Below are 22228 nucleotides of genomic sequence, written 5' to 3' on the forward strand. Positions count from 1 at the left end.
CCCGGCGACGCCGCCGCGCGGCTCCGGCTGCCCGGCGGCGCCGGCCTGGCGCATCCGCTCGCCCGGCTGCTCGCCGCGCCGCACCTGGTGGAGGCCCTCGCGTACACCGGCCACCGGCAGCGCGCCATCCGCGCCGCCGAGGACTTCACCCGCTGGGCGGACGCGACGCGGACCCCGGGACGGCTCGCGCTCGCCCGCCGCTGCGCCGCCCTGCTCGCCGAACGCGACGACGAGGCCGCCGCGCACTACACCGAGGCCCTCCGGCTGCACGAGTCGGCGGACGCGGTGTTCGAGCTGGCCCGCACCGAGCTGCTGTTCGGCGCCCGGCTCCGGCGCGGCCGCCGCCCGCGCGCCGCCCGCGAGCACCTGCGCACGGCACTGCGGATCTTCGAGCGGTACGGCGCCGTCCCGTGGACCGGGCAGGCCCGCGCGGAGCTGCGCGCGGCGGGCGACGCGGGTCCGGCCCCGGACCCGGAGGCGGCTGCACCGCGCACCGCCGCCGGGCCCGGGGAGCCACCCGCGCTGACCGGCCTCACCGCGCAGCAGGCGCACATCGCCCGGATGGTCGCCGAGGGGGCCACCAACCGCGAGATCGCGGCGCGGCTGCTGCTCAGCCCGCGGACCATCGACCACCACCTCCGCAACGTGTTCACCCGGCTCGGGATCCGGTCGCGCGTCGAGCTGGCCCGGATGATCCGCTGACCGCCCGCGGACGCCGCCGGGCTACCGGGACGCCTCCTCGTACTCCTTGTCCTTGGCGCCGTCCTTCTCCTTGGCGGTGTCCTTCTCCTTGCCGCCGTTCCTGCCGTTGGAGCCGGAGCCGCCCCGGGCCTTGCGGCCGTTCCCGGACTTCTCCTCCTCCTTCAGCGCGTCCTCGTGGGTCTTGACGACCTCGCTGTCGCGGATCTCGCCGCGCCAGCCCTCGATCTCGTCGGCGTGGGTCAGCGACTGCGTCATCACGTGCCGGCGGAAGTGCTTGAGCTCCAGCCGGACGCGGCGGCCCTGCGCGCGCCAGATGTTGCCGGTCCGCTCGAACAGGCCCTGCGGGTGGTACTCCAGGACCACCAGGACGCGGGTCAGGTTCGGCGCCAGCTCGTGGAAGCTGACCGTCCCGTCCACATGGCCCTTCGCGCCCTTCGAGCGCCAGACGACGTGCTCGTCCGGGACCTGCTCGACGATCGTCGCCTCCCAGGTCCGCTTGGACCAGAAGATCTTCGCCTGCCAGTTCAGCTTCTCGTCGTCCGCCTGGTCGACGCTGATGACCTTCTTCATGAAGGACGGGAATTCCTGGAACTGCGTGAACTGGTCGTAGACGAGGCGGCGCGGCGCACCGATGTCGGTGTGCTCGATGATGTTGGTGACCTTCACCTTCTTGCCGCCGCCGCCCTTGCCGCCGCCCTTCTTCAGGGCGCCGCCGACGGTGTCCTTGAGCCGTCCGAACAGGCCCTTCGCCTGCTCGGCGGGCTTGCCGGCGGCCTCCTTGGCGGTGTCCCCGGCGCCCTTCGCGGCGTCCTTCGCCGTCTTCGCCGTCTTCTTCGCCGGGCCGCCCGAGGTGCTCTTCGCGGCGGCGCCGCTCTCGTCCTGCTCCTCGGTCGCGTCCGCCTGGTCGTTCCTGCGGCCGAGCGCGCGGCTCGCCGCGACGGCGGCGCCGGCGCCGAGCAGGACGCCGCCGGTGGCGCCGAGCGCCTTGCCGCCGGGGATGCCGCTCGGCAGGTTCTGCGTGATGCGGGCGAGGCCCGACGGGCTCCGCCGGCCGACCGGCAGCCGTCGAGCGATCTGTCCGATGGGCACCGGGCCCACCCTGGTTCCGCGATTCATGGTGCGTATCCTCCGCAGGGGTTCGATGTGAGGGTTCTGTGTCACGAGGCCCTGACGACCTCGCCTTCATGGATCTCGCCGCGCCACCCCTCGACTCCGCCGGGGGCGGTGAGCGAGCGGGTCATGACGTGGCGGCGGAAGTGCTTGAGCTCCAGCCGGACCCGGCGGCCCTGCGCGCGCCACAGGTTGCCGGTCCGCTCGAAGAGGCCGCCGGGGCGGTACTCCAGGACGAGCAGCACGCGGGTCAGGTCCGGCGTCAGCTCGTGGAAGCTGACGGTCCCGTCCACCCGGCCCTTGGCGGCCTCGGAGCGCCAGACGATGTGCCGGTCCGGGACCTGCTCGACGATCGTCGACCGCCAGGACCGGCTCGACCAGAAGATCCGCGCCTTCCAGCGCAGCTTCTCGTCGGATACCTGCTCGACGCCGACCACCTTCTTCATGAAGGACGGGAAGTCCTCGAAGCGGGTCCACTGGTCGTAGACCAGCCGGCACGGCGCGCCCACGTCGATCTGCTCGACGATGGCGACCAGGCCGCCGCGCCGCCCGCCGCCGAAGATCCGCTTGAGCGTCTCCTTCAGCGCCGTCCAGCCGAAGCTGAGCAGCGCGCGCCCCGGCGACTTGCCGTCGTAGAGGGCCCGGGCGCCCGCCAGCGCCGCCCGGACCAGCGGCCCGCCCTGCTCCGCCTCGGCCGTCAGCCGCCGGACGGCGCGCTCCAGCCGGGCCTCGAAGCGGGCGACGACCCGGTCCGCGGCCCGGCGGCCGGCGCGGCCGGCGGCGACCGCGGCCAGCGCGCCGCCCGCACCGGCGGCGAACCCGGTCCGGAAGTTCATGTGCTCGTCACCTCGCCGTTCTTTCGGGGTCGTGCGGCGGGCTACCCGCGTAAAGAACGGCAAAACAGGACGCAGGCCAGCGTCCGACCCTCCAGGCGAGCCGCCGGCACGGGACCGTCACAGCAGGTCACAGGGCCTCCGCGCAGAGTGAGGGCACCAAAACCGGGCGATCGGCGGCCGAAACCCGCCGACCAGACCAGCCCAGCGTGCACACCGGACCACGCCCCCCTCCGGTAACGGTTAAGCCTCTTGCGTAATGCACCCCTTGAACTGGTACGGACCAGTGTTTATCTTCATGGCCACCACGCGCGTTTGTGCTCAGTGAGCATTCGCACCGCGCACAATTTTTCATGCGCGAAAGGGAGGAGGGCCGGGCGGCCGACGCCGCCCGTGGGAGGACCACGCCAAAGGGTCATGCGACGGCACGCCGCACGACCGGTCCGGGGTGGCGTGAACATGCGGGCCGAAAAACGACGCACGGACGCGCGGGAGCGTCCGCAAGTGCGAGCCGAAGAAGGCGGGGACAGATGAAACGGCACCTCATCGGCGCCATCGCCGCGGGCCTCACCGTGGCACTCGGCGTCAGCGGATGCGGCAAGGGAAGTTCGTCCGGCGGAGACGACTCCGACGGCAAGACGATCAAATTCGTCGCGGCGATCTACGACGACAACACCAAGCCGTTCTGGGACGCTCTGATCAAGGACTTCGAGGCCAAGAACTCCGGGTACAAGGTGAACCTGGAGATGGTCGACTGGACCCAGATGGACGCCAAGGTGAAGACCTACGTCCAGACCAAGCAGGTCCCCGACATCCTCAACTACAACTCGTTCTCCGACTTCGCCCGGGACGGCCTGCTCTACAAGGCGTCCGAGGTCGTGTCGCCGGCCACGCTCAACGACTTCACCCCCACGTTCGTCGAGCAGGCCAAGTTCAACGGCGAGCAGTACACGCTGCCGTTCATCTCCAGCGCCCGGCTGATGTTCTACAACAAGGACCTGTTCAAGAAGGCCGGCATCACCGACCCGCCCAAGACCTGGGCCGACATCAAGGCCGACGCCGAGAAGGTCAAGAAGGCCGGCGCCATCGGCTACGGCCTGCCGCTCGGCCCCGAGGAGGCCCAGGCGGAGTTCTTCTCCTGGGCGATGAACGACAACGGCGGCTGGGTCGACTCGTCCGGCAAATGGGCCATCAACCAGCCCGCCAACATCGACACCCTCAACTTCCTCAAGGACCTCAACAAGTCCGGGCTGACCCAGCCGAACCCGGAGAGCACCGACCGCAAGACGGTGTTCAACCAGTTCGCCCAAGGCAAGGTCGGAATGGCGATCGGCGGCCCGTTCACCAAGGCCGGATTCATCACCCCGGCGAACCCGAACCTCAACTTCGGGGTCACCTCGCTGCCGGTGAAGAACGCGAGCTCGCAGCCCAACACGCTCGGCGTCATGGACGTCCTCGACGCCTTCAAGAAGAACGACGGCAAGAACAAGGAGGCCGTCAAGAAGTTCCTCGACTTCTTCTACCAGAAGGACAACGTCTCGCGGTTCCTCGCCAAGGAGGGCTTCCTGCCGACGACGAAGTCCGCCGGTGACGCGCTCAGCTCCGACCCGTACATGAAGCAGTTCGTGGACGCGCTGCCGACGAGCAAGTTCGCCCCCACCAGCAACCCCGCGTGGTCCGCGGTGGCGGGCGCCGTCAAGCAGAGCCTCGGCACCTCGGTCGCCGACAAGGACCCGAAGAAGGTGCTCGACGAGATCCAGCAGACCGCCGAAAAGGCGAGCTGAGTGCAGGACGTCGCCGTGAAGCGGGACGCCGGGCTCCGTCCGGCGTCCCGCGCCTCCCTGCCCAGGCGCGTCGGGCGCGCGCTGGTCCCGCTGCTGTGGCTCGGCCCGTCCATCGTGCTCATCGCCGTCGTGGTGCTGTGGCCCGTCATCGAGATGCTCCGCACCTCGCTGCTGAAGATCAGCTCGTCCGGCGTCACGCTCGGCAACCGCGGCTCGGCCAACTACACCGACCTGTTCGACGAGGACGCCCTCGTCCCCGTCGTGCTGCGCACGCTGCTGTGGGTCGCGGGCATCGTCGTCGTCACGATGGTGCTGTCGCTCGCGATCGGCCAGCTGCTCAACGCCCGCTTCCCCGGCCGCCGCGTCGTCCGCTGGGCCGTCATCGTCCCGTGGGCCGCGTCGGTGCTGATGACCGCGCTGATCTGGAAGTGGATGCTGGACAACTACTCCGGCATCATCAACCGCGTGCTGCTCGACCTGCACGTCATCGACAAGCCGGTGAACTGGCTCGGCCACCCCCACCAGGCCATGGTGTGGATGATGTGGGTCGCGGTGTTCGTGTCGCTGCCCTTCACCTCGTTCGTCATCCTCGCCGGGCTCCAGTCCATCCCGTCCGACGTGTACGAGGCGGCGCGGGTCGACGGCGCCGGCGCGTTCCGCACCTACTTCGGGATCACGCTGCCGCTGCTGCGGCCCGCCGTCCTGATCGCCTCCATCATCAACGTGATCAACGTCTTCAACTCGTTCCCGATCATCTGGGCGATGACCGCGGGCGGTCCCGGGCACGCCACCGACACCACCACCACCTTCATGTACAAGCTCGCGTTCTACGACCAGCACGTCGGCGAGTCCGCCGCGATGGCCGTCGTCAACTTCGTCCTGATCCTGGTGATGGTGCTGGTGTACCTGCGGGCCACGCGCTGGCGGGAGGAGGTCCGATGAAACGCTCTCCCGTCCGCAAGGTCGTCCTCACCGGGGTCGGCTGGCTGGTCGCGCTGATCTTCGTGGCGCCGTACCTGCAGATGTTCCTGACCTCGCTGAAGACCGAGCACGAGCTGACGAAGTCGCCCGGCACCTACCTGCCCGGGCACTGGCAGTGGTCGAACTTCGTGGACGTCTGGAAGGCCGCGCCGATCTGGACGAACATGCGGGTGTCGCTCATCGTCGCCGCCGTCGCCACCGTGGTGACGCTGGCATGCGCGATGCCCGCCGCGTACTACACCGCCCGCAACCGGTTCCGCGGGCGCGGCGCGTTCCTGCTGCTCGTCCTCGTCACCCAGATGTTCGCGCCGACCGCGCTGGTCATCGGCATCTTCCGGGAGATGGTCGCGCTCAACCTGACCGACACGCTGATGGCGCTGATCCTCGTCAACGCCGCGTTCAACCTGCCGTTCTGCGTCTGGATCCTGCACGGCTACTTCTCCAGCATCCCCAAGGAGCTCGAGGAGGCGGCGTTCCTGGACGGCGCCGGACGCGTCGGCGCGCTGTTCCGGGTGACGCTCCCGATCTCCGCCCCGGGAGTCATCACCGCCGTCGTCTACACGTTCATCTCCGCCTGGAACGAGTACATCGTCGCGTTGACCGTCACCGCGTCGCCCAACCGGCAGCCGCTGACCGTCGCGATCCCGTCGTTCGTCACCCAGTACCAGGCGCACTGGCAGTACCTGTTCGCCACCTCGCTGATCGCTATCGTTCCCGTCGTGATCCTCTTCGTGTTCATCGAGCGGTACCTGATCGGCGGCCTCACCGCGGGCTCGGTCAAGTGACCCTCATCGCGATCGACGTCGGCGGCACGTCGATGAAGGCCGCCCTCGTCCCCGCCCCGTCCGGCTCCGCTCCGTCGTCGGCCGGGGCCGGGGCGGGCGGGGAGGTGCTGATCTCCGAGACGTGGCCGACCGACCGCGCCGACCCCGTCGGCGGGATCCTCGACTTCGCCGCCCACATGGCCGCCCGCGCCGAGGCGCTCGGACGCCCCGCCCGCGCCGCCGGGATCGCCGTCCCCGGCATCGTCGACGAGGCGTCCGGCACCGCCGTCCGCGCCGCGAACCTCGGCTGGCGGGACGTGCCGCTGCTGCACCTGGCGCAGGAGCGGCTCGGCGTCCCCGTCGCCGTCGGGCACGACGTCCGCACCGGCGGCCTCGCCGAGGCCGTCCTCGGCGCCGGACGCGACGCGGGCGACTTCGTCTTCATGGCCATCGGCACCGGCATCGCCGCCGCGCTGATCCTGAACGGCACGACCTACCCGGGCGTCTCTGGATGGAGCGGCGAGGTCGGGCACATCGTCGTGCGGCCCGGCGGCGAGGACTGCGCCTGCGGCAACAAGGGCTGCCTCGAGACGTACGCCTCCGCCGCGTCCATCGCACGCCGCTACACCACCGGCCACGCCGCCGTCCCCGTCACCGTCGCAGGGAGCACGCAGAACGGCGCAGCGGGCACCGCCGGCAGCGCCGCGACGAGCACCGCGCCTGGCACCGCAGTCAGCGGAACGGGGACCACGCCTGGCACCACAGTGGCGGACGCAGACAGCACGCTGGGCAGCGCGGCGAGCGATGCAAGCAACACGACAGGCAGCACGCGGGGCGGCGCGACGGGCGGCACGCGGGCCGGCGCGACGAGCAGCGCAGCAAGCGACGCAGGTGGCGTGACCGGGAGCACGAGCCTCACGGTGGACGGCACAGCGATCGGCACCACAGCCAACGCAGGCAGCAGCGCAGGCAGCGCAGGCGGCAGCGGGGTCGACGGCGCGGCGCTTAGCTCGGCAGACGGGACAGCGCCCGACGACGAGAGCGGCCTGGGCACCATTCGCGCGGAGGACGTGATCGCGCGGGCCGGCACCGACGATCTCGCCGCGCGAATCTGGTCCGAGGCCCTCGACTGCCTGGCCGACAGCCTCGCCGCCACCACTCTGCTTCTGGATCCGGGGCTGTTCGTCCTGGGCGGCGGCCTGGCGCAGGCGGGGCCGCTGCTACTCGAACCGCTGCAATCGCGGCTCGCCGAGCGCCTCCTGTTCCGTCCCGCTCCCCCGCTGGCCGTCACGCGGCTCGGCGACCGCGCCGCCGTGCACGGCGCCGCCCTCCTCGCCGCCCGACTCCTCTGACCCGCCCGGACACGCCTGACCCCGCCCGGACGCGGCTGACCCGGCCCGCACTCGGCTGACCCGGCCCGCACTCGGCTGACCTCGGTCCCGGTGGGGTCAGCCTCCTGAGACGTCGGGCCTTCAGCACGGCCGACTCCCGGGAGGTCGATCGATCTCTTCGAACGGTCGACCTTCCGGAACGGTCGCCCCGAACTGACGGTCGGCCTCACCGGACAGTCGACCTTCCGACGTGCGCGGTTCCCAACCAAGCTCCCGGTGCCGGGTGCCTCGCACCGGTAAGTGTTCAGCGGTGCGCTCGTTGGACGTGGAGGCCGCTCGGGATCGACCCGGACTTCTCGTCGGCTGTGGCGGGCTCCGGTATCACCGCCTACGTCCTGGCCAGGAGCGACGATCGTCCCGAGTGCGGCATCTGGCGTCTGTCCGGCACCCTCTGGTCGATGTCCTGATTGGGTCTGCCTCGGTCGCGAGCGCGCTTACGAGTCGCCGACTCCCAGCGAAGCCCATCTTCCGACGAGCCCGACCGCTTCGCTCGCCGACTCTCCGGTTTCCGGGACGGCTTCCTGGCGAGGTTCATCTCTCATTGCGGGCCGGATCGGTCGTGTCGGGCGGCTGGCCAACCTGCGTGGGCGGTTGGGCCGCAGGGCTTCAAGGAATTGGCAGCGAGGGAGCGAGGGCGGCGCGCAGCCGACTATTTGAAGTGGCCTTCACTCGACCTAGACTTGGTACTTCCCGGGGGTAGAGGGCGATCAACGAGATGGGGTGTTCGGGTGGTGGGGTGGCGCTTGCGTACGGGGCCGCCCCTCGGCAGGTGATGGGGGCAGGCTCCGCCTGCCCCGCCCCCGGGTCGCGCCACCCCACCACCGTCTTCCGTCAGACACCAAGGGGCGAACTCCCCCTTCCGCGAGGTACGAAGATCGACAATAGGCCACGCGACCCGGCAGCCTTTCCCGCCCAAAAAATACCGAGAAGAATGTGGCCCGAACGGCCTTGAGTAGCCTCGAATGTCGGTCACACAGGGTACTATTTACGTATGCAATCAGTGACGGTCGAGCTTGGGGCCGCGTCCACCATGGAACTGGTGAACGCGCTCTCAGCCATCGCCACTGAACTCGCATCGCGAGAAGCCCCGGAATCTTCTGCGGCCTGCCTGGAACTCACCGAAACTCTTGTGGCCGCGTGCGATATGCAGGAAAGTGCGCTCGCCGGATTCATCGGCCGAGTCGACGCCAGCGGAGAACAGGCCCGGTGGGGATATCCCTCCACCCAGGCATGGCTGCGATCACGGCTGGGCATGCGCGACAGCCGAGCCAAGGAACGCCTCACCCTCGCCCGGCAGCGCCACCGCCTACCGGAGGTCTGCGCACAGCTCGCGGCCGGGGAACTGTCCTACGGATACGCCGCCACCGTCGCCGACTCGGTCGCCCGCCTCGACGACCACGACTGCTCCGAAGCCGAGACAATCCTCCTCGGCTTCGTCGACCAAGGCTTCTCGGCCGGGAAGGTCGCCGCGTTCGGCCGCCGCATCCGCGACCTCATCGCCGAACGCGACGACACCGAAGAAGCACCGGATGAGGACACCAAGCGCGGCTACGACAAGTCCTGGCTCACCACCACCCGATCCCTGGACGGCGGCCGCTACGTCAAGGGCTGGCTGAACCCCGAAGACGCCGCGATCTGGGACGGCACCCTGGCTCCGCTGGCCAAGCCGGCCGGACCCGACGACCGCCGCGACCTCCCCGAACGCACCGCAGCGGCACTGTCGAGCGTGCTCTCAGGCGGGCACAAGGCGTCCAAGATCACCGTCATCTGCGACCTGGAGACGCTCACCGGAGGCAACGCACCCGCCCGCCTCACCGACGGGACCCCGATCCCCGCCGCACAAGCCCGCCGCATCGCACTGGCCGCCGGAGTCTCACCCCTCCTCCTCGGACGCGGAAACACCCCGCTCTACCTCGGCTACCGCGAACGCTTCGCCTCCGCAGCACAACGCCAAGTCCTTGAGACGCTCTACTCCTCATGCGCGGTACGAGGCTGCGAAGTGCCCGGAACACTGTGCGAAGTCGACCACGTCCACGGCTGGGCACTCGGGCGATCGCCCACCGACATCGACCAACTCGCACTCACCTGCGGATGGCACAACCGCTTCAAACACAGTCGCCCCGACCAGATCCAGATCACCAAAGACCAGGACGGGCGATACATCTACCGGCTACTCCCACCAGCCGACGCCAGAAGATCCACAACCGGGACCGGGCCACCAGGCAGCATCGGCCCACCCGACAGCCCCGTCCTCGACTGGGCCGCATAACGATCACACCCGATGCCGCACCGGCACCCTGGCAGCACCGATGCAGTGCTGCCGGGTGGCCGGTGCGCCTGCCCGCCTGCTCGCCCTCACCCCACCACCGCCCCCCACCTCCTTAGCGGCGTTGCCACTGCCTGTGATCGGGCTCGGGGGCGGGCGGGTAGCGTCGTCGGCATGATCGACTGTTGGCTTGTGCGGGCGTTCGTTAACGCCGAAGGTGAGCATGGCAATCCTGCGCTGGTCGTGGTGGAGCCGGAGGGAAGCTCGGTCACTGCTGAAAAGCGCCAGGAGCTGGCGACGCGGTTGGGTATCCCTGCCACCGTGTTCGTCCAGGATGCGGCGGCGGGGCGGGTCAGCATTCACAGCAACTACGGGCAGTCGATCCGGTTCGGTGGCCACCCCCTTCTCGCCACCGTGGAGGCGTTGCACGGGATCGGGCAGGCACCGAAGGAGCTGGTGCCTGAGGCCGGGCCGGTGCCGTGCCGCAGGGACGCCGACGGGACGGTGTGGCTCACGGCGCCGGCGCGGTGGTCAAAGCCGTGGCGGCATTACCAGATGGGCAGCGCCGCCGAGATCGACGCGCTGACCGGCCTGCCCGACGGCGAGGACTTCACGCAGGTGTGGGCTTGGGAGGACCAAGAGGCCGGGCGGGTGCGGGCGCGACTGTGGGCACCCCGTATCGGCAAGGGCGAGGACGAGGCGTGCGGCAGCGCTTCCATGCTGCTGACCCAGAAACTCGATCGAGAGCTCGAAGTTCTGCACGGCCGCCACCGTGCCATCATCCGGACGCGGCCTGTGGATGATGTCCGCGTGGAATTGGGCGGGCGTTGTGCGGTCGAGTCGCCCGGGCATGATGCGCGTGCCGCACTCGACGAGCTTTACGCAATGGCATAGAGCCCGCTGCCCCTCCCTTACGGAAGGGGGTGGTGGGGTGGCGCGACCCGGGGGCGGGGCAGGCGGAGCCTGCCCCTAACGCTGCCTCAGGGGCCGCAGAGGCTCCAAAGTCAAGGGTGGACGAAGTCCATCGCGAAGCGACGCCGAAGGCGCCCTTGACTTTGGAGGGGCGGCCCCGTACGCAAGCGCCACCCCACCACCCGAACACCCCATCTCCCCATCGAAGGAACGCCCCCACTGCCCCATCGCCTCGCCCCATCGCCTCGCCCCACTGCCTCGCCCCATCGCCCCGCACTACTGCCCTGTCCCCTGCCCCACCCCATCGCATATCGCCTGTCACCTATCGCAAGAACAAACTTCGAAAACGCACGAACTCAAATGGAGCCCCGGTGCGCTTCTCGGAGAGCATCCAAACACGCTTCCAATGAGCACACCAACGAGCCGATCGTCGGTAAATGAACACTTCATTCCCCAGTCTCCCGTCCCGCAGTTAAAGGGTTGGTCGGGACAAGAGTGAGGGGTTAGCGTGCGGTGGGTGGATCTTTTCGAACGGTCGTGGACGGCGCTGCTCGCGGCGGTCGCGGGGCTTTCCGACGAGGACTTCGAGCGGCCGTCGGGCTGCGCCGGGTGGCTCGTCCGGGACCTCGCGTGCCATCTGGTCATCGACGCCCAGGACGTCCTGATCACTCTGGTCACGCCCGCTGGGACGGAGCCGACCGCGGACGCGGTGTCCTACTGGGACGTCGGCGACGAGCCTCCGACCGGTGACGACCCGCTCGACGCGCTGATCCCGCGGCTCGCCGCCGCGTACGGCGAGCCGCGGTGGCTGAAGTTCCATCTCGACGACGTCGGGTCGGCGGCGGGGCTCGCGGCGGGGCTCGCCGACCGCGCCGCGCGGGTGGGCACGCAGGGGAAGGTGCTGACGGTCGGGGACTTCCTGTCCGCGTACGTCCTCGAATGGACGCTGCATCACCTCGACCTGGTCGCGCATCTGCCGTCTGTCGCGGGGCCCTCGGCGGAGGCGCTCGCGGCGGCGCGGGCGTTGCTGGAGGGGATCGCCGGGGCGGCGTTCCCCGGCTCGTTCTCCGACACGGACGCGCTGCTGGTCGGTACGGGGCGGCGGGCGGCGAGCGGGGCGGAGGAGGCCGCGCTGGGCGGTCTGGCCGCGCGGGTCCCGCTCATCCTCGGCTGAGCGGCGAGCGGCCGCCGGCTCAGCGCGAGGTGAACGCCTCGGTGGTGCGGCCGGGGCTGACGAAGGCGAAGACGGAGTGCGGGTCGTAGCCGGAGAACAGCAGCCGGATGATCACGATGGCCATCGCCTCCAGGTTGCGGGCCTGGCGGAGGTCGCCCGCGTCCAAGGGCTCGGCGCCGAGGTCGGTGATCAGGGTGCGGGCGGCGGCCTTGCCCTCTTCGGCTCCCGCGTACGGGACGGCGAGGGGGCGGCCGTCGAAGGCGGGCGGGGTCATCGCCCACACGGACGCGTGCGCCTGGTTGAACGCCTTGACGACGTGGGCGCCGGGTGCGAGGCGGGCGATCTCCTCGGCCATGGACGTGCCGTCCTTGTAGGTGACCTGCGAGAAGTCGGTGACGTCGACGGCGTTGCCGCAGTCGATCACCGGCTTGCCGGCGAGGGCGCCGGCGGTGGCGGCGATGGTCTCCTCCAGCCCTTCGCGGCGGACGGCGACGAGGACGGCGTCGCCGAACTCGGCGGCCTCGCGGAGGGTGCCGGCGCGGGCGCCGACGCGTGCGGCGAGGGCGGCGGCCTTCTCGGGGGTGCGGCCGCCGATCAGCACGTCGTGTCCGGCGCGGACCCAGCCCGCGGCGAGGGATTCGGTCATCATTCCCGCACCGAGCACACCGATCTTCATGATTCCTCCCAGAGTCCTTTCGGGGTCTGCGAAGGAATGTAGGAGGCCGTGGGGAACCGGGTGGTTCCTAGGCCGGGCGGGCGGCGAGCAGCGCGTCGGTGTTCTCCTCCGCCCAGCGGGACAGGGCGCAGACGGGGCCGAGGAGGCTGCGTCCGAGGTCGGTGAGGCGGTACTCGGTGCCGGGCGGGGCGGTGCGCAGCTCGCGGCGCTCGACGAGGCCGTTGTCGGCGAGGCGGCGCAGCGTCTGGGTGAGCATCTTGTTGCTGATCCCGCCGATCTTCCCGCGCAGCTCGCCGTACCGGGCGGGGCCGCGGCCGAGGGCGGTGATCACGACCACGGACCATGTGTCGGAGATCAGCGCGAGGGTGGTGCGGGCGGGACAGTCGGCGAGGAACACGTCGTAGGCGACCACGTCCGGCAGGCTACGCCTTCGCGGGACGGCGGGCGCGGGCGAGGAGGGCGGCGGCGGGGCCGGTGGGGTCGGCGCCGGTCCGCCACACGGCGCGCAGGGACCGTTCCACCGTCATCCCGGCGATCTCGACCTCGGTGAGGGTGCCGGCGGCGAGGTCGGCGGCGACGACGAGCTCGCTGATCAGGGCGGGTCCGGCGCCGGCGACGACCGCGTTGCGCACGGCGGTGCTCGATCCGAGTTCCAGCAGCGGCGGGACGGGCTCCAGGCCGTGCGCGGCGAACGCCTGCGCGGCGGCCTGCCGGGTGCCGGAGCCCGCCTCCCGGGTGATCAGCGGGGTGCCGGCGACCTCCGCCGGGTCGACGGGGCGGCGGCGCCGCGTCCAGCGGTGGCCGGGCGGGGCGACGAGGACGAGCCGGTCCCCCGCGACGGCGCGGGAGCGGAGCCCGGACGGGCGGCCGGGCGACTCGATGAAGCCGAGGTCGATCTCGCCGTGCCGGGCCAGTTCGCAGACCCGCGAGGAGTTGGTGACCTGGAGGCCGACGTGCAGGCCGGGGTCGGCGCGGCGGAGGTCGCCGATCCAGGCGGGCAGCAGGTACTCGGCGACGGTGAGGCTGGCCGCGACGGACAGCTGCGCGGTGCGGGCGCGGTGCAGCGCGGCGGCGCCGTCGGTGAGGGCGGTGAGGTCGTCGAGGACGCGGCGGGCCCATCCGGTGACGAGGGCGCCGTCGGCGGTGAGGGCGGAGCCGCGGCGGGTGCGGTCGAGGAGGCGCAGCCCGAGCCTGCGCTCCAGCCGGGACAGCCGTTTGCTGGCCGAGGGCTGGCTGATGCCGAGCTCGGCGGCCGCGGCGGTGAGGCTGCCCTGGTCGGCGACGTGCACGAGCAGCTGGAGCGATTCCAGGTCCGGGGGTTGTGCCATGCCCCCAGGTTATGACGTGAGGTCGGATCGCCCGCTTCCGGCGCGGTTCCGGGTCCCCGAGGGTCGGATGCATGAGCACAACGGTGGAGGCGGTGCGGCCGGAGCGGGTCCGGTCGTGGACGAGGCGGACGGGGCCGGGGGTCGCGGTGGCGGCGGCGGGCGCGGCGGCGGCGATGGTGATCAACGGGTGGGTGCCGGCGCTGAGCGCGCTGACGGTGGCGGTGCTGCTCGGCGTGCTGGTGGGCGGCGCGCTGCCCGAGGCGGCCGCGTGCGGGCTGCAGTGGGCGACGCGCAGGTTCCTGCGGATCGGTGTCGTGCTGCTGGGTCTGCAGCTCAGTGTGGGCGAGGTGTTGCGGCTCGGGCCGGGCATGCTGGCGGTGGTGCTGGTCACGGTCCTGGCGGGGTTCGCGGGAACGCTGGCGCTCGGCCGGCTGGTCGGGGTGCCGAAGGGGCTGGCGCTGATGGTGGCGACGGGCTTCTCGATCTGCGGGGCGTCGGCGATCGTGGCGATGGACAGCGTCGCGCGCAGCCGGAAGGAGGACGTCGCGACGGGCGTGACGCTCGTGACGATCTACGGCAGCGCGGCGATCGCGGTCGTCCCGTTCCTCGGGACGCACGTGTTCGGGCTGAGCCCCGAGTCGCTCGGCATGTGGGCGGGGCTGAGCGTGCACGAGGTCGCGCAGGTCGTGGCGGCCGCGTCCCCGGCCGGTGCGGCCGCGGTCGGGACGGCGGTGATCGTGAAGCTGACCCGGGTCGTGCTGCTCGCGCCGATGGTCGCGGGGATGGGCGTGGTCGAGCGGCGCGGCGGCGTCCGCGCGGAGGGGAAGCGCCCGCCCATCGTGCCGCTGTTCGTCGTCGGGTTCCTGGTGATGCTGGCGCTGCGCAGCACCGGCATGGTCCCCGGCCCGGTGCTGGCGGGCGCCAAGGACGTCTCGACGGTGCTGCTGGCCGCCGCGATGTTCGGTCTCGGGTCGGCGGTGCGCGTCCGGGAGCTGGTGCGGACGGGACGGCGCGGGCTCGTCCTCGGCGCCCTGTCGACGCTGCTGGTCGGCACGGTCGCGCTGACCGCGCTCACCGTGATCCCCCGCTGATCCCTCGCTGATCGCGGGCCGTCAGCGCATGACCGTGGTGAGCACGTCCGAGCCGAGCGACAGCAGGAGCCGCGCGTGCAGCCGGTGGTAGATCATCCGGCCCTCGCGGCGGGACGTGACGAGGCCGACCTCGCGCAGCCGCCGCAGATGCCGCGACACCTGCGGCTCGGAGATGCCCGTCCGCTGCGCCAGCTCCGACGTGGTGATCGGTTCGCCGAGCAGGTGCCGGCACATCTCGAACCGGCCCGGCTCGGAGATCGCGGCGAGCCGGTCGCGGATGAGGGACTGGCGGGCGGACGGGCGCTGCTCCCAGTCCCCGGCGATGAAGTGGACGACGAGCGGCAGCCCGTCGTCGCCCGTCTTGAGGATGAGGTGCGGCCAGCCGTGCAGGGTCGGGACGAGGAAGCAGCCGCGCTCGGCGACCTTGCCCGTCGCCGACTGGAGCTTGTCGTAGTGGACGCGCGCCGGCTGCTCGGTGCCGGTGGCGGTCGGGCTGACCGAGGTGAGCACGGTCAGCGGCGACTCCTTGCGCAGCTGCTCCCGGACGGGCGCGGCGGTGTCCTTCAGGCGCGGGCCGATGCGGCGCCATTCGGCGTCGAAGAACGCGGCGGCGCAGCGTTCGAGGGTGTCGGCGAGGCGGGACCGGAAGCCCTCCGGGTCCTCGACGAGGGCGCGGGCCAGCTCGCCGCGGGAGAACGAGCGGCGCTCGCTGGCCTTGACGAACGCGCGCCGCACCGCCTCGTCGCGCAGCTCGTACGCGCCCTCGAACGTCACCCCGCGGATCGCGAACGCCGCCAGCCGGGTGAACTCGTCGACGTCCAGCCGCGCGACGGTGTCCAGTTCGGCGGGCAGCTCGCGGTCGAGGGCCCTGCGCAGCGGCAGGAACAGCCGGCAGCGGTAGCGGGCCCACAGCGGCGCGAACCGGTTCAGCTCCTGGACGAGCGGCTCCGGCAGCGCCTCCCGGGTGCGGGCGAGCCACGCCCGCGACTCGGGATGGTGCTCGGGCTCGGCGAGGGTGTGCAGGCACGCCATCAGCTCCGCCAACGGGGACGTCCCGACCGCGAAGTGCGATGCCTGCGCCCCGTCCACGTCGAGCGTGACGACCATGGCCCGAATCCTAGCCGCGGTCCGGGCCGCGCCCGGACCCGTCGCTCAGGACGTGCACCGACAGCCACGACGGGTGCTCCGGTGACAGGTGCACCTCGTTGACGGCCACCACGCGCCGCCGCGCCGCCGCCTCCGGGCCGCCGGTGTTCGGGTTCACGTCGAAGCGCGGGAAGTTGCTCGACGACACGTCCAGCCGGATGCGGTGGCCCCGGGCGAACAGGTTCGCGGTGTCGGGCGCCGTCACGGTGATCTCGTAGACGGTCCCGGGCCGCATCGGCTCCGGGCTCGCGAACGAGTTCCGGTACCGGCAGCGCAGGATCCCGTCGGTGAGGTTCATCGCGTAGCCGTTGGGATAGTCGGCGTTCGGCGGGTGGACGTCGATGAGCCGGACGGTGAAGTCGGTGTCCGGCGCGCTCGACGCCACCGACAGCCGCACCCGGACGGGACCGGCGATCGCGACGTCCTCCTCCAGCGGCTCGGTCTGGAAGACCAGCACGTCGGGGCGGGCCGCGAGCGGCAGGTGCGGCGGTTCGCAGCCGAACGTCTCGTCGGTGGGGCACTGGTCGAACGCGCCGCCGCGCATGACGGGCTCGCCCGAGGTGATCTGGCCGCCGATCGTCGGGACCGGGTTCGCCGGGTCGAAGTCGTACTCGAGCCGGTCGTCGGCGCCGTCCCGTGGAAGGGCCTCGGTGAGGGAGCCGTCCTGCCGCAGGTACAGCCGGACGGCGGTCGCCTCCTGCGGCGGCCAGGTCGCGGCGGTGCGCCACTCCCCGCCGTGGTCGAGCCGCCCCTCGGCGGTGCGGCGGCCGCTGCCGCCGCCCATCAGGAAGTACTGGACGCGCGGGAAGTCCTCCGCCGCCGGGCCGTCACCGGACGGGCCGTCGCCGGACGGGGTGTCGCGGCCGAGGTGGCGGGCGAACCAGCGGGCACGGAACTCCCAGTAGTCGGGGGCGAGGTTGCCGTCCAGGACGGCGCGGGGCCCGAAGTCCACGTCGCCGGAGTGCCGGACGCTGCGGGCGCCGTGCGTCCACGGCCCGACGACCAGGTACGCCGGGCTGGACTTGGCCTCGGTCAGCGCCCGGAAGTTCTCCACGGCGGTCAGGACGTACGGGTCGTACCAGCTGACCATGTGCAGACTCGGCACGTCCGGGAACCGGTCGTAGGAGCCGCGCCCGAACAGCCCGAGGCGCTGCCAGAACTCGCCGAACGCGCCGTGCTCCCACTGTTCGAGCAGGTACTCCTCGTACTCGGGGACGGCGCGCAGCGGGGACGCGCCGCGCCGCCACGGCATCGCGCGGAACCAGGCGGGCAGGTCCTGCGACTGCAGCGACGCCCGGACGACGGGGTCGCGGTGCGCGGCGGGGCTGTTCAGCGCGTGCCGGTACGCCCACGTCGCCTGCTTCAGCTCGAACGCGCCGCCCATCCGGATGCCCGCCTCGTACGCGCTGGCGAACCCGCCGGAGTCGACGAACATGGCGGCGAGGGGGCGCGGCGACAGCGCGGCCAGCGCGGTCTGCACGTGCGCGGAGTACGACACCCCGGTGGTGGCGACGCGGCCGTCGCACCAGGGCTGCGCGCCGATCCACTCGACGGTGTCGAAGCCGTCCTCGGCCTCGCCGAGGTACTTCACGAACCGGCCCTCGGAGTCGCCCCGCCCGCGGCAGTCCTGGCGGACGACGTTGTACCCGCGCGCGACGAAGAGCGCCGCCGACCGGTCCGGGAACACCGGCTCGCCGTGCCGGTCCAGGCCGTCGGACTCGCGCCGCGCCCGCCGCCCGTAGGGGGTGCGTTCCAGCAGGACGGGGCGCGCCTCCAGCACGCGGCCGGGACTGTACAGGTCAGCCACCAGGACGGTCCCGTCGCGCATGGACGTGCGCACGACGCGCCGCCACACCGACCCGCCGTCCGGCAGCGCGATCTCCTCCGCCTCCTCGGCGACGGCCCCCGATTCCATCACCGTCATGAAGCGGAACCACCCTGCCCGGTCTCGCCGCCCTGCCCGTTCCCGCCGCCCTGGCCGACCTGCGCGCCGAGCGCGGGCCAGATCTTCACCAGCTCCGGACGCGGCGCCTCGACGAACCACTTCTTGTAGATCCGCAGGAAGGTGCCGTCCTGCACCATCGCGCCGAGCTGCCCGTCGACGGCCTGCTGGAACTTGGTGTTCTTCTTCTGGACGGCCATCGCGGTCGGGTGGTCGACCGGCGCCGACACGGCGGGCTTGAGGGCGCTGTACTTCTTCAGGTACGCGTCGGCGTCGGGGCCGCCGACGACGAACGCGTCCAGGTTGCCGGACAGCAGCTGGGAGACCGCGGAGTTCTGGTTCTGGAACTGGACCTGCTTGGCGCCCGGCATCTTCGACTTGACGAACTCCTGCTGGACGGCGCCGGTGATGTCGCCGACCCGCTTGCCGGAGAAGTCGTTCAGCGTGGTGGCCGTGGACTCCTTGCGGGTCAGGACGGTGGTGGTGCTCCAGTAGACGCCCTTGGTGAAGGACACCTGCTTCTGGCGCTCGGCGGTGACGCCGAGGCCGCTCGCGGCCAGGTCGTACTGGCCGGACGAGAGGCCCTGCAGCGCCGCCGGGACCGCGCTGGCCTTGTACTCCACCTTCAGCTTCAGCCGCTTGGCGACCTCGTCGGTGAGGTCGACGATGAAGCCCTGCGGCTTGCCGCCCTTGTCGGCGGTCGCGAACGGGGGCTGGTCGGTGGAGACGGCCGCGAGGACGGTGCCGGCCTCCTCCAGCCCGTACGGGTCGTCCTTGCCGGAGCCGCCGCCGCAGCCGGCGAGCGCCAAGGCCGCCGCGGCGACCACGCCGCCCGCCGCGAAGCGGACGCTGAGGGCCTTGTTCATGTGCTGTCCTGCCTATTCGTGAGGGGGGTCAGAGCACCTTGGAGAGGAACTCGCGGAAGCGGGGGCCGGACGGGGCGTCGAGCACGGCGCGGGCCTCGCCCTCCTCCGCGATCACGCCGTCGTCCATGAACATCACGCGGTCGGCGGCCTCGCGGGCGAACCCGATCTCGTGCGTGACGACGACCATGGTCATCCCGCTCGCGGCCAGTTCCCGCATGACCGCGAGGACGTCGCCGACCAGCTCCGGGTCGAGCGCGGAGGTCGCCTCGTCGAAGAGCATCACCTCGGGGCGCATCGCGAGGCTCCGGGCGATCGCGACGCGCTGCTGCTGCCCGCCGGACAGGTTCCCGGGCCGCTGCCGGGCCAGCCGCCCGAGCCCGAGCCGGGCCAGCTGCGCGCGCCCGATCTCCTCGGCCTCCGCCTTGCCCATCCCGAGGACGTGCCGCGGCGCGAGCGTGACGTTGTCCAGCACGTTCAGGTGCCCGAACAGGTTGAAGTGCTGGAACACCATGCCGATCTTGGCGCGGGCGGCGTCCACGTCCACCTTGGGGTCGGTGAGGGCCGTCCCGGAGACGACCACGCTGCCGGACGTCGGCCGCTCCAGCAGGTTCAGGCATTTCAGCATCGTCGACTTGCCGGAGCCGGACCGGCCCAGCACGCACAGCACCTCGCTCTGCGCGACGTCGAAGCTCACCCCGCGCAGGATCTCGGTGTCACCGTAGGACTTGCGCAGATCCCGGACGCTGATCACCGTCTGCGTCCGCGTCGCCGTCGTCATGCCCGCTCCTTCACACCGTTCGCCGCGGGACCCGCGGTCGGCTCGCCCGTGGCCGGATCGCTCGCGAGGCCGGCGGCGCCGGTCCCGTCCTCCTGGGTGAGGTCGGCCGCGGCCCGCCGCGCGCCGCGCCCGCCCCCTTCGCGCATCCGCCGGTCCAGCCAGTTGACGAGGTACGTCAGCGGGATGGTGATGACGAGGTAGCAGAGACCGGCCGCGACCAGCGCCGACGCGTTGTAGCTCGCGGCCTGCCGCTCCTGCGCGATGAAGTACAGCTCCCGCTGGCCGACGCCGAGGCCGAGCAGGTAGACCAGCGAGCTCTCCTTGATGTCGACGATGAACTGCCCGGCGAGGGCGGGCAGCACGTTCCGGATCCCCTGCGGGACCACGACCAGCCGCATCGTCTTCAGGTACGACATCCCGAGGCTGCGCCCGGCCTGCAGCTGCCCGGGCGGCACCGCCTGGATGCCGGAGCGGAAGATCTCCGCGCAGTACGCCGCGGAGATCAGCCCGACGGCGATCACCGCGTAGCCGAGCGGGTTGCGGCCGAACGGCCGGACGCCCGCCGCGGGGAGCCCGAGGCCGATCAGGCTGACCGTCACGATGGCGGGCAGCCCGCGGAAGACGTCCACGTAGAGCCGGGCGGGCAGCCGCACGAGCCGCCGGCGCGACAGCAGCAGCACCGCCAGCAGCACGCCGACGACCAGGCCGAACAGGATGGCCAGCACCGCGATCAGCAGCGTGTTGCGCAGCCCCTCGGTCAGCAGCGTCGGGAGTGCGCCACGGATCTCCGACCAGTCGAAGAACGTATGCAGGAAGTCGCTCACACTCGCTCCGATCTCACGGCGTCCACCGGCGGTCCGGCGCACCGGCCGGCCGCCCGGCGGCCCTCGGCCGACCCCGCGTCCACCGCGGACGGGCGTCGCCGGTGCGCTCACACTAGGCGCAGGGTAGGCGACTGAACAGCATCATTGCGCCAACGCGTTAATCATTGGCCGCACCCTCACATCGGGGGGCGGCGGAGGCGGGGAGGCGAACGGGGAGGTGGGCGGCGAGGGGAACGACGAGGTGAACGACGAAGGGACCGGCCGTCGCCGGCCCGTGGTCGGGCGGTGAACGGCCGGTCCCTGAAGGGCCGGTTCCTGGAGGGCGCGGTGGCTGGAGGGCGCGGTGGCTGGAGGGCGCGGGGCGCTCTAGTCGTCGATGGCGGCGTAGGCGGTGGTCCAGAAGTCCTGGAAGTGGTGCGGCGGCTCCGGGGAGGTCATGGCGCGCTGGGTGAAGACGATGCCGATCATGTCCTCGCCGGGGTCGGCGTAGGCGGACGTGCCGAGGCCGCCCGTCCAGCCGAACCGGCCGGGGCGGACGAACAGGTCCTCGCGGCGGCCGTCGACGGCGAGGCCGAACCCCCAGCCGCCCGAGCCGAGGAACACCCCGTTGCCCGCCTTCTGCTCCGGCGTCAGCCGGTCGGTGGTCATCAGCTCGACGGACGGGCGCGACAGCAGCCGCCCGCCCGGGTACCGGCCGCCGTCCAGGAGCATCCGCAGGAACGCGCAGTGGTCGTCGACGGTGGACAGGAGGCCGGGGCCGCCGCTGCCGGCGGGGAAGACCGGCGGGCGGTCGTAGGCGCCCTCGCGCGGGTCGGGGCGGCGGACGAGCGCGCCGGTGGCGGGGTCGGCGGTGTAGGACGCGGCGATCCGGCCCGCCTCCGCGGCGGGCACGGTGAAGCCGGTGTCGCGCATCCCCAGCGGCTCGAAGATCCGTTCGCGGAGGAACTCCTCGAACGGGCGCCCGGTGGCGCGGGCGATCAGCACGCCGGCCACGTCGGCGCCGGTGTTGTAGAGCCAGCCCGCGCCCGGCTGGTGCGCCAGCGGCAGCGCGCCGAGCCGCTTCAGCCACTCGTCGGGGCCGCAGGGCGGGCCGTCCGGGCCGTTGTCGACGCCGGTGTCGAGCATCGCCTGCATGATCGGAGGCGGGCCCTGCGGGGTGAACGTCACGCCGTAGCCGAGCGTGAACGTGAGCGCGTCCCGCAGGGTGATCGGCCGTTCGGCGGGGACGGTGTCGTCGAGCGGGCCGTCGAGGCGGCGCAGGACGCGCCGGTCGGCGAGTTCTGGCAACAGGTGGTGCAGCGGGTCGTCCAGGCGGAGCCGGCACTCCTCGACCAGGATCATCGCGGCGGCGGCGGTGACCGCCTTGGTGAGCGACGCGATCCGGAAGAGGGTGTCGCGCCGCATGGGGGCGTCGCCGCCGGCTTCGAGGGCGCCCGCCTCGATCACGTGCGTGCGCCCGCGCCGGTGGACGAGCGCGACGAGCCCGGGCAGGTCGCCGCGGTCGACGAAGCCGGTCATCACCCGGCGCATCCGGTCCAGCCCCGCGGGGGACAGCCCGCCGTTGTCGCTCATCGTCGCTCCTCGTGGTCGGCTCTTGGGGGTATGACCGCCCTGCGGCCGGTAACTCATCGGCCCGGGCCGCCACGGGCCCGGGCGACGG

The 22228-nt window shown here is 72.0% G+C and carries 20 protein-coding genes; 9 read left to right on the forward strand and 11 right to left on the reverse strand.

The features are described 5' to 3' along the window. Positions 1–702 (forward strand): helix-turn-helix transcriptional regulator (locus amrb99_RS36015; RefSeq protein WP_190864793.1); only part of this gene is annotated, 702 nt, incomplete at its 5' end. Between the two features lie 21 nt (positions 703–723). On the opposite strand, the gene amrb99_RS36020 is transcribed toward amrb99_RS36015, so the two are convergent. After that, positions 724–1791 carry an SRPBCC family protein gene (locus amrb99_RS36020; RefSeq protein ID WP_347256995.1) on the reverse strand — a complete coding sequence of 356 codons (1068 nt, stop codon included), beginning with the start codon at positions 1789–1791 and terminating at the stop codon, positions 724–726. 68 nt (positions 1792–1859) lie between these two features. Beyond that, entirely contained in the window at positions 1860–2648 is a 789-nt protein-coding gene (locus amrb99_RS36025; protein WP_190864797.1) for an SRPBCC family protein, read from the reverse strand. Positions 2649–3175: 527 nt separating this feature from the next. Between amrb99_RS36025 and amrb99_RS36030 the strand changes: the two genes are divergently transcribed. The 7 genes from amrb99_RS36030 to amrb99_RS36060 all read left to right on the forward strand — a co-directional run bounded on the left by amrb99_RS36030 (position 3176) and on the right by amrb99_RS36060 (position 11917). Further along, on the forward strand, positions 3176–4429 hold the full coding sequence (locus amrb99_RS36030) for an extracellular solute-binding protein (protein WP_190864799.1): 1254 nt from the start codon (positions 3176–3178) through the stop codon (positions 4427–4429). Beyond that, on the forward strand, positions 4430–5371 hold the full coding sequence (locus amrb99_RS36035) for a sugar ABC transporter permease (protein WP_347256996.1): 942 nt from the start codon (positions 4430–4432) through the stop codon (positions 5369–5371). Further along, entirely contained in the window at positions 5368–6195 is an 828-nt protein-coding gene (locus tag amrb99_RS36040; protein WP_190864801.1) for a carbohydrate ABC transporter permease, read from the forward strand. The genes amrb99_RS36035 and amrb99_RS36040 overlap by 4 nt, the downstream gene beginning before the upstream one ends. After that, a complete protein-coding gene (locus tag amrb99_RS36045; RefSeq protein ID WP_190864803.1) occupies positions 6192–7526 on the forward strand; it encodes an ROK family protein in 1335 nt (444 codons plus the stop codon). The genes amrb99_RS36040 and amrb99_RS36045 overlap by 4 nt, the downstream gene beginning before the upstream one ends. A gap of 1069 nt (positions 7527–8595) precedes the next feature. Continuing rightward, positions 8596–9834, forward strand: a complete 1239-nt coding sequence (locus amrb99_RS36050; protein WP_277820158.1) for an HNH endonuclease signature motif containing protein — start codon at positions 8596–8598, stop codon at positions 9832–9834. Between the two features lie 171 nt (positions 9835–10005). Beyond that, positions 10006–10725, forward strand: coding sequence for a PhzF family phenazine biosynthesis protein (locus amrb99_RS36055; RefSeq protein WP_190864807.1), 720 nt, complete (start codon positions 10006–10008; stop codon positions 10723–10725). A 535-nt stretch (positions 10726–11260) separates the two neighbouring features. Beyond that, positions 11261–11917, forward strand: coding sequence for a maleylpyruvate isomerase N-terminal domain-containing protein (locus tag amrb99_RS36060; RefSeq protein WP_190864809.1), 657 nt, complete (start codon positions 11261–11263; stop codon positions 11915–11917). A gap of 19 nt (positions 11918–11936) precedes the next feature. On the opposite strand, the gene amrb99_RS36065 is transcribed toward amrb99_RS36060, so the two are convergent. The 3 genes from amrb99_RS36065 to amrb99_RS36075 form a co-directional block, all read right to left on the reverse strand. Next, positions 11937–12593: an NAD(P)-binding domain-containing protein gene (locus tag amrb99_RS36065; RefSeq protein ID WP_190864811.1), complete on the reverse strand. Its 657-nt coding sequence runs from the start codon at positions 12591–12593 to the stop codon at positions 11937–11939. 67 nt (positions 12594–12660) lie between these two features. Then, positions 12661–13005 carry a winged helix-turn-helix transcriptional regulator gene (locus amrb99_RS36070; protein WP_190864813.1) on the reverse strand — a complete coding sequence of 115 codons (345 nt, stop codon included), beginning with the start codon at positions 13003–13005 and terminating at the stop codon, positions 12661–12663. A 10-nt stretch (positions 13006–13015) separates the two neighbouring features. Next, positions 13016–13921 carry a LysR family transcriptional regulator gene (locus amrb99_RS36075; protein ID WP_190864816.1) on the reverse strand — a complete coding sequence of 302 codons (906 nt, stop codon included), beginning with the start codon at positions 13919–13921 and terminating at the stop codon, positions 13016–13018. A gap of 71 nt (positions 13922–13992) precedes the next feature. Here amrb99_RS36075 and amrb99_RS36080 point away from each other — a divergent pair, with 71 nt between their 5' ends. Then, positions 13993–15012 carry a putative sulfate exporter family transporter gene (locus amrb99_RS36080; protein ID WP_190864818.1) on the forward strand — a complete coding sequence of 340 codons (1020 nt, stop codon included), beginning with the start codon at positions 13993–13995 and terminating at the stop codon, positions 15010–15012. Between the two features lie 21 nt (positions 15013–15033). Here amrb99_RS36080 and amrb99_RS36085 read toward each other — a convergent pair whose 3' ends face one another. The 6 genes from amrb99_RS36085 to amrb99_RS36110 form a co-directional block, all read right to left on the reverse strand. Further along, entirely contained in the window at positions 15034–16119 is a 1086-nt protein-coding gene (locus amrb99_RS36085) for a DUF5937 family protein (RefSeq protein WP_190864822.1), read from the reverse strand. Positions 16120–16129: 10 nt separating this feature from the next. Beyond that, entirely contained in the window at positions 16130–18082 is a 1953-nt protein-coding gene (locus amrb99_RS36090; RefSeq protein ID WP_206700244.1) for a CocE/NonD family hydrolase, read from the reverse strand. Then, positions 18079–18966, reverse strand: a complete 888-nt coding sequence (locus tag amrb99_RS36095; RefSeq protein WP_190864824.1) for a transporter substrate-binding domain-containing protein — start codon at positions 18964–18966, stop codon at positions 18079–18081. The genes amrb99_RS36090 and amrb99_RS36095 overlap by 4 nt, the downstream gene beginning before the upstream one ends. A gap of 28 nt (positions 18967–18994) precedes the next feature. Continuing rightward, complete coding sequence (locus amrb99_RS36100) at positions 18995–19744, reverse strand: amino acid ABC transporter ATP-binding protein (RefSeq protein ID WP_194737493.1); 750 nt, start codon at positions 19742–19744, stop codon at positions 18995–18997. Further along, positions 19741–20568: an ABC transporter permease subunit gene (locus tag amrb99_RS36105; RefSeq protein WP_190864825.1), complete on the reverse strand. Its 828-nt coding sequence runs from the start codon at positions 20566–20568 to the stop codon at positions 19741–19743. Before amrb99_RS36105 ends, amrb99_RS36100 begins: the two co-directional genes overlap by 4 nt. Positions 20569–20934: 366 nt before the next feature. Beyond that, on the reverse strand, positions 20935–22140 hold the full coding sequence (locus amrb99_RS36110) for a serine hydrolase domain-containing protein (RefSeq protein WP_190864826.1): 1206 nt from the start codon (positions 22138–22140) through the stop codon (positions 20935–20937). Positions 22141–22228: the final 88 nt, after the last annotated feature.

Source organism: Actinomadura sp. RB99 (genome assembly GCF_014706005.1).
Lineage (GTDB): Bacteria > Actinomycetota > Actinomycetes > Streptosporangiales > Streptosporangiaceae > Spirillospora.

Bases quoted from the DNA above. Each gene is read 5' to 3' on its own strand.
- amrb99_RS36030 (WP_190864799.1), top strand. From the start codon at position 3,176: ATGAAACGGCACCTCATCGGCGCCATCGCCGCGGGCCTCACCGTGGCA.
- amrb99_RS36095 (WP_190864824.1), bottom strand. From the start codon at position 18,966: ATGAACAAGGCCCTCAGCGTCCGCTTCGCGGCGGGCGGCGTGGTCGCC.
- amrb99_RS36090 (WP_206700244.1), bottom strand. From the start codon at position 18,082: ATGACGGTGATGGAATCGGGGGCCGTCGCCGAGGAGGCGGAGGAGATC.
- amrb99_RS36050 (WP_277820158.1), top strand. From the start codon at position 8,596: ATGGAACTGGTGAACGCGCTCTCAGCCATCGCCACTGAACTCGCATCG.
- amrb99_RS36085 (WP_190864822.1), bottom strand. From the start codon at position 16,119: ATGGTCGTCACGCTCGACGTGGACGGGGCGCAGGCATCGCACTTCGCG.
- amrb99_RS36080 (WP_190864818.1), top strand. From the start codon at position 13,993: ATGAGCACAACGGTGGAGGCGGTGCGGCCGGAGCGGGTCCGGTCGTGG.
- amrb99_RS36055 (WP_190864807.1), top strand. From the start codon at position 10,006: ATGATCGACTGTTGGCTTGTGCGGGCGTTCGTTAACGCCGAAGGTGAG.
- amrb99_RS36100 (WP_194737493.1), bottom strand. From the start codon at position 19,744: ATGACGACGGCGACGCGGACGCAGACGGTGATCAGCGTCCGGGATCTG.
- amrb99_RS36110 (WP_190864826.1), bottom strand. From the start codon at position 22,140: ATGAGCGACAACGGCGGGCTGTCCCCCGCGGGGCTGGACCGGATGCGC.
- amrb99_RS36025 (WP_190864797.1), bottom strand. From the start codon at position 2,648: ATGAACTTCCGGACCGGGTTCGCCGCCGGTGCGGGCGGCGCGCTGGCC.
- amrb99_RS36075 (WP_190864816.1), bottom strand. From the start codon at position 13,921: ATGGCACAACCCCCGGACCTGGAATCGCTCCAGCTGCTCGTGCACGTC.
- amrb99_RS36040 (WP_190864801.1), top strand. From the start codon at position 5,368: ATGAAACGCTCTCCCGTCCGCAAGGTCGTCCTCACCGGGGTCGGCTGG.
- amrb99_RS36065 (WP_190864811.1), bottom strand. From the start codon at position 12,593: ATGAAGATCGGTGTGCTCGGTGCGGGAATGATGACCGAATCCCTCGCC.